This is a genomic window from Micromonospora sp. NPDC050784 (assembly GCF_044456765.1).
Taxonomy (GTDB): Bacteria; Actinomycetota; Actinomycetes; order Mycobacteriales; family Micromonosporaceae; genus Micromonospora; species Micromonospora foliorum.
Genome location: NZ_JBITGG010000027.1, coordinates 91,457 through 98,634 on the forward strand (window position 1 = coordinate 91,457; position 7,178 = coordinate 98,634).

Annotated in this window: 4 protein-coding genes and 1 tRNA gene; all 5 read right to left on the reverse strand. The window is 72.0% G+C overall.

The features are described from left to right. The gene (gene selA, locus ACIBD9_RS29015; RefSeq protein ID WP_396722415.1) at positions 1-1,305 is read right to left on the reverse strand and encodes an L-seryl-tRNA(Sec) selenium transferase; all 1,305 of its coding nucleotides are present in this window, start codon (positions 1,303-1,305) and stop codon (positions 1-3) included. A 23-nt stretch (positions 1,306-1,328) separates the two neighbouring features. After that, positions 1,329-1,424, reverse strand: a tRNA-Sec gene (locus tag ACIBD9_RS29020). Positions 1,425-1,437: 13 nt separating this feature from the next. After that, positions 1,438-2,718, reverse strand: a complete 1,281-nt coding sequence (gene nrfD / locus ACIBD9_RS29025; RefSeq protein WP_396722407.1) for an NrfD/PsrC family molybdoenzyme membrane anchor subunit — start codon at positions 2,716-2,718, stop codon at positions 1,438-1,440. Continuing rightward, positions 2,715-3,704 (reverse strand): 4Fe-4S dicluster domain-containing protein, encoded by a 990-nt coding sequence (locus tag ACIBD9_RS29030; protein ID WP_396722416.1) that lies wholly within the window; start codon positions 3,702-3,704, stop codon positions 2,715-2,717. The genes nrfD and ACIBD9_RS29030 overlap by 4 nt, the downstream gene beginning before the upstream one ends. Further along, positions 3,697-6,969: a formate dehydrogenase gene (gene fdh, locus ACIBD9_RS29035; RefSeq protein WP_396722409.1), complete on the reverse strand. Its 3,273-nt coding sequence runs from the start codon at positions 6,967-6,969 to the stop codon at positions 3,697-3,699. Before fdh ends, ACIBD9_RS29030 begins: the two co-directional genes overlap by 8 nt. Positions 6,970-7,178 lie beyond the last annotated feature (209 nt).

The window sequence follows — 7,178 nt, forward strand, 5'->3', positions numbered from 1 at the left end:
TCAGTCGTCCCCGGGTACGCGCAGCACGGCCGCGCGGACGGCCTCGTCGGCGTCGGCGGGCACACAGCGCAGGTCGAGCAGGAGCCGGCCGCGCACCACCCGACCGAGGACCGGCGGGTCTCCGACGCGCAGCGGCGCCGCGTACCGCTCGGGCAGGCTCAACGCCCACGAGTCCAACTCCACCCCGGGGGCACCGCCCCCGCCGACCACCGCGACGGCCGGCACCACCTCCGCCTTGCGGCCGTCCGCGCCGAGCCGGTCCCGTAGCCGCTCCACCCGTTCCCGCAGGGCACCCGGGTCGGCGTGCAGCGCCACCCGGGTCGGGGTGTCCGGTTGGCGCAGCGTGGCGGCCAGCGCCGCCAGGGTGAGCTTGTCCACCCGCAGCGCCCGGGCCAACGGGTGACGACGCAACCGGTCGATCATGTCGACGTCGCCCAGCAGCAGCCCGGCCTGCGGCCCACCGAGCAGCTTGTCGCCGCTGGCCGTGACGAGCGTGGCACCGGCGCGCAGGGTGCTGGCCGCGTCCGGTTCGTCGGGCAGCAGCGGGTCCGCGCCGAGCAGCCCGGAGCCGATGTCCGCGACCACCGGCACCCCGAGCGTGGCCAGTTGCCGTACGCCGACGGCGGAGGTGAAGCCGGTGACCCGGAAGTTCGACGGGTGCACCTTGAGCACGAAACCGGTCTGCGGGCCGAGCGCGGCGGCGTAGTCCGCGAGGATGGTGCGGTTGGTGGTGCCCACCTCGCGCAACCGCGCGCCGGTGCTCTCCAGCAGGTCGGGTAGGCGGAAACCGTCGCCGATCTCGACCAGCTCGCCCCGGCTGACCACGATCTCCCGGCCGGCGGCCAACGCGGTGGCGGCCAGCACCAACGCGGCGGCGCCGTTGTTGACCACGTGCACCGCGCCCGCGTCGGGCACGGCGGCGGCCAGCGCGTCGAGCGCGCCCCGGCCGCGGCGGGCCCGCCGGCCGGTGGCCAGGTCCAACTCGACGTCGGTGTGCCCGGCTGCGGCCACCACCGCGACGACCGCCGCGGACGACAACGGCGCCCGCCCCAGGTTGGTGTGCAGCACGACACCGGTGGCGTTGAGCACCACCCGGGGGCCCGGGGTGGGCAGCGCGGCGACAGCCGCGTCGCGGACCTCGTCGGGGTCGAGCTCACCGCGGCGGGCGCGGTCCTGCGCGTGGGAGACGACCGCCTTGACCTGCTCCCGGCCGAGGGTCGCGGCGGCGGCGGCCAGCACCGGGTCGGCGAGCAGCGTGTCCGTACGGGGCACCCGCCGTCGCGGGTCCACCGGGCCGTCGCCCATCACGTCATCTCCTGCAAGCGGGTTGGCGGAGACGGACGGGAATCGAACCCGCCTGGCCCGGGTCCCGGACCACTCCGGTTTTGAAGACCGGGAGGGGCACCAGCCGCCTGAACGCCTCCACCGGACATTCGATCACACCGCGGGCGGGGCCGCCCGATCAGCTGGAAGATCCATGCCGGTGCGCCGGGCTTCGACCCGTTCGCGCTGGGGCACCACCGTGTACCGGGGGTCGCGGGCCGAGGCGACGCCACCGTAGAAGATGCCGAAGCGGGTCAGCACCGACGAGGCCAGCAGCGCGGTCCCGGAGAGCGCCCCGACCACCCGGCTGCGCCGGCCCAACAGAGCGCCCGCGACCCCGCCGACGGTCAACAGCCGCGCGGCGCGCAGCAACCGACCCGGCCGGCCCAACCGGTAGGGCTCGCTGAGCAGGCCGAGGCGGGTCTCCACCCGGTGCGTGCCGTACAGCTCCAGGGCCGCGCCGGCCACCGCCATCCGACGGGCCGGCCCGGCCTGGGCCGGCGGCGCGGCGAGCAGACCCACGCCGGCGCCGCTGGCCAGCGCGCTGCCCGCGAAGATCACCGGCAGCTCGGGGTACGCCTCATGCCACGACGGCACGGCAGTGTCGGCCAGCAACACCCCGGTGTACGTGGCCAGCGCCGGCGCGGTGCCAGCCGCGAGCAGCCCAGCGGCGTGCCCGACCGGCGGCAACACCCGGCCGGCCAGCCCGAGCAGACCGCGCCGGGGCAGCACACCGGCCGCCTCGGCGATCGCGGCGACGCCCGCCGCCGGCCCGTACGCGGTGAGGATCCAGGTGCCCATCGACATCGGCGAGGTCGGCTTGGCCACCCGGAGCATGTGGTGGAAGCGCGCCGGCCGGCCCAGGTCCTTCACCAGGAAGACGGCGCTGGCGCTGATGGCGGCCAACGCGGTGACCCGACCGGCGCGCCGCAGCGCGGGCCGCCCGGTGAGCTGCCCGCCCGCGGCGAGCAGCGACGAGCCGGCGGCCAGCCCGCCGGTGAACAGGTACGCGGCGATGTCCCACTTCCAGACCGGCCCCTTCAGGACCGGCCGACCGTAGTAGGACGTGAACTCGGCCTCCGGCACCCGCAGTTCCTCGCCACCGCCGCCGCGCCGCCTGCGCCGGCGGCCGGAGGTGTCGGCGCTCCGCCGCGTCGTCAGGTCGCCCCGGCGACCGCTGGCGGTGTTCCGGCCGTCGGCGGTCGTCCGGCCGCTCGTGGCCACTACACCGGTCGTGGTCTCTGTAGCGCTCGCGGCCGCCACACCGCTCGCGGCCACCGCACCGCTTCCGGCGCTCGGCCGCTCGTCGCTCACCTGTGGTCGGTGGCTGCCCTCGGCGGCAAGCCGCTCCCGGAAGCGGCGGAACCGGTCGCCCACGGGGCCCGGTGGGGTCATGAGGAACCTCCGACGAACGCGGCGACGGTCGCCGCCGCCATGGCGAGCGCGGCGAGGCCGGCACGCTTCCACATCTTCGGCAGGTCCCGGGTGGTCACCACCGGGTCGGGTGGCAGCCCGTACACCTCGGGCTCGTCGAGGAGCAGGAAGAACGCCCCGTCACCGCCGACGCCGTCGTTCGGGTCGTGCCCGTACAGGCGCGCCTCGGGAACACCCCGGTCGTGCAGCGTCGCCACCCGGGCGGCCGCGCGTTCGCGCAACTCGTCCAGGGGCCCGTACTGGATCGACTCGGTCGGACACGCCTGCGCACACGCCGGAGTCATACCCGCACCCAACCGGTCGTAGCAGAGCGTGCACTTCCACGCCCGACCGTCGTCCTTACGTTGGTCGATCACCCCGTACGGACACGCCGAGATGCAGTACCCACACCCGTTGCAGATGTCCTCCTGCACCACCACCGTGCCGAACTCCGTGCGGAACAACGAACCCGTCGGACACACGTCCAGACACGCGGCATGCGTGCAGTGCTTACAGACGTCCGACATCATCAACCAGCGGAAATCCGTACGCTCCTCGACGCCGGTGCCCCGGCCCGGCGGCTGAGCCCCCGGCATCCCGAGGAACTGCGGCCCCGCGTCGACCGGCCGGTCAGCGCCGGCGTCGACCGGCCGATGTGGGCCGGCGTCGACCGGCGCGCCGAGGACGTCCGCCGGCGAGACGCCGTGCCCGGCCGAACGCGGCTGCTCGATGAACGCCACATGCCGCCACGAGTTCGCGGTCAACGCGCCGGTGTTGTCGTACGACATGCCGAGCAGGTCCAGGCCGCTCTCCGGGACGCCGTTCCACTCCTTGCAGGCCACCTCGCAGGCCTTGCAGCCGATGCAGACGCTGGTGTCGGTGAAGAACCCCATCCGGGGCGGGGCGTCCTCGTAACCGGCGTCGGGCGCCGGATCCAACGGCCCGTACAGACTGTTCGGGTTAGGAATCACCGTGCTCCTTCCCCGTGCCGTCGGTCGTCACGGCCGGGGCATTCTGGCCCGGGGTGATCCCGGCGCGCCGCTGGTAGTCGGCCACCAGGTCGAGCAACGCCGGCCCGGTGGGACGGCGACCCGGCCGCACGTCGCAGGTGCCGACCTTGCTCTCCTGGATCAGCACGTTCGGGTCCAGGCTGATGCCGAACAGGTCGTTGGCCGAGTCACCGGTCACCAGCCCCTCAAAACCGAAGTGGTACGGCAACCACACCTGATGGATGATCCGACCGTCCACCCGCAGCGGAGTGAGCCGGTCGGTCACCAGCACCTTCGCCTCGATCACCGCGCGGCCACTGACCAGGTGCGCCCAACCCAGATGCGTCAGCCCGACCTCACCGGCCAGGTCCGGGGACACCTCGACGAACATCTCCGGTTGCAGCTCGGCCAGCGGCGACACCGTCCGGCTCATCCCACCGGCGGTGTGGTGCTCGGTGAGCCGGCTGACCGTGAACACGTACGGGAACACCTGGGCGTGCTCCTGCGGCGGGCTCGGGTTCACCGAGTTCACCGGGTGCGCGTACATCTTGCGGGTCGGGTTGGCCTGCTGACCGTAGAGCGGGTTACGCACCGGAGACTCCACCGGCTCGTAGTGCGTCGGCAGCGGGCCGTCCAGGACACCACTGGGCGCGTACAGCCAGCCCTTGCCGTCGCCCTGCATGACGAACGGGTCGTCGCCCGCGATGCCCTCCGTCCCCGACGCGCCGGGTGGCGGCCGGTATGACGGCGGCTTGGTCTTCTCGAAGTCCGGCACGTCGTAACCGGTCCACTCGGCCTGCTCCGCGTCCCACCACACGTAACGCTTGCGCTCACTCCACGGGTTGCCGTCCGGGTCCGCCGAGGCACGGTTGTAGAGGATGCGCCGGTTCGCCGGCCAGGCCCAACCCCACTCGGCGGCCACCCAGTCCTGCTCGTGCCGCGACTTGCGCCGGGCCGCCTGGTTCACCCCGTCCGCGTACACCCCGCTGTAGATCCAACAACCGATCGCGGTGGAGCCGTCCGCGCGGGCCTCGGCGAAACCGGACAGCGGTCGACCGGTCGCCACGTCGTACCCGTTGATCTCCCGCAGCACCGCCTCGGCGCTCGGCTCCACGTGCGGGCCGTGCGTGGGGTAGTTCCAGGTGAGGTCGAGCAACGCCCGGTCGCGCGGCAGCGGCGAGTCGGCCAGCTTCTCCCGCAGTTTGCGGCCCAGGTGATAGAAGAACCACAGCTCGGAGCGGGCGTCGCCCGGCGGTTCGACCGCCTTCTCCCGCCACTGCAACAACCGCTGCGTCTGGGTGAACGTGCCCTCCTTCTCCACATGCGACGCGGCAGGCAGGAAGAACACCTCCGTGCGGCACTCCTCCGGCACTATCTCCCCGGTGGCGACCTCGGGGCCGTTCTGCCAGAACGTCGCACTCTCGATCATGAACAGGTCCCGGACCACCAACCAGTCGAGGTTGGCCATCCCGAGCCGCTGCGCCCGACCGTGCGCCGAACCGACCGCCGGGTTCTGCCCGAGCAGGAAGTACCCCTTGATCTTGCCGTCGATCATGTTGAGCACCTGCTGGTACGTGCCGTGGTCACCGGTCAGCCGGGGCAGGTAGCCGTAGCAGAAGTCGTTCTCCGGCGTCGCCGCGTCACCCCAGTACGCCTTGAGCAGGCTGGCGGCGAACGACCGTGCGTTACCCCAGAACCCCTTCTGCCCCGGGTGGCGGATGCTGTCCACCCACTCGTCGAAGCTCGGGTGCTCGGCGTGGTGCGGCATCGGCAGATAGCCGGGCAACAGGTTGAACAACGTCGGGATGTCGGTCGACCCCTGGATGCTGGCGTGGCCACGAAGCGCCATCACCCCACCACCCGGTCGCCCCATGTTGCCCAGCAGGAGTTGGATGATCGCGCCGGTGCGGATGTACTGCACACCCACGCTGTGCTGCGTCCACCCGACCGAGTAGATCAGCATGCCGGTGCGGTCCCGGCCGGAGTTCGCCGTCCACGCCCGCGCCAGCTCCAGGAACTGCGCCTGCGAAATGCCGCAGACCCGCTCCACCATCTCCGGGGTGTAGCGCGAGAAGTGTCGCTTGAGGATCTGGTAGACGCAGCGCGGGTGCTGCAACGTCTCGTCGCGCCGGGTCTGCCCGCCCACCGGCGCGCCGTGCGACTCGTGGGTCAACCCCGCGGCGCTGTCCCGCTCCTGGGCGGTGTGCCCACTGCCCGACGAACCCTCATGCCCCTCGTACTGCCAGCTGTCCTGCACGTACGTGCCGGTCTCCGGGTCGAAGCCGGAGAAGAACCCGTCGCCGTCCTCGGTGTCGCTGAACTGTTCGCTGACGATCGTCGCCGCGTTGGTGTACGCGAGCACGTACTCCCGGAAGTCCAGCTCGTTGTCGAGGATGTAGCGCACCACCCCACCGAGCAACGCGATGTCCGTGCCCGCCCGGATCGGCAGGTACGCGTCGGCCACCGCACTGGTCCGGGTGAAACGCGGGTCGACATGAAAGACCTTCGCCCCCCGACGCTTGGCCTCCATCACCCACTGGAAACCCACGGGGTGCGCCTCAGCCATGTTCGAACCCTGGATGACGATCACGTCAGCGTTGGCGATGTCCTGCTGGAAATCCGTCGCACCGCCACGACCGAAGCTGGCCCCCAGACCGGGGACGGTGGCGGAGTGTCAAATACGGGCCTGGTTCTCGATCTGGAGCGCCCCCATCGCGGTGAACAACTTCTTGATGAGGTAGTTCTCCTCGTTGTCCAGCGTCGCCCCACCCAGACTGGAGATACCCATCGTCCGGTTGAGCGGCCGGCCCTGCGAGTCGACGTCCTCCCAGGTCTGCTCGCGGGCGGCGAGGATCCGGTCGGCGATCATGTCGACCGCGGTGTCGAGCTCCAGATCCTCCCACTGCGTCGAGTACGGCCGGCGGTAGCGGACCGTGGTCTGCCGCAACGGGCTGGTGACCAGGCTCTTACTCGCCGAACCCTTCGGGCAGAGCCGACCCCGGGAGATCGGGCTGTCCGGATCACCCTCGATCTGAGTGACCTGCCCGTCCTTCACGAACACCCGCTGGCCGCAACCCACGGCGCAGTACGGGCACACGGACCGGGCCATCGAATCGGCGGTGTCGGTGCGGGCGGTGAGCGCGCGAGAACCGTCGGACTTCGCCGCAGCCCCCCGGCCCAGCGGGTCCGTGCCGGTGAGCTGGCGGTAGACCGGCCAACCCTCGATAAAGGTCCGTAGACCCAACCCCGACACCCCCTCCCACGCGAGCGACCTACTGAACATAGGTCAAGCGAGACAGGTTCGCGAACCGGGGGCGCAGACAGCGCCGCCCCCGGCCGGTGGGCCGGGGGCGGCGCTGTGTCGGTGTGCAGGTCGCCTCTCGGCGAGTGGCACGACGCGGCTCCAGCCGAACGGTATTCCGCGAAGGCGATATTAGGTGAGGCCCGGGGACA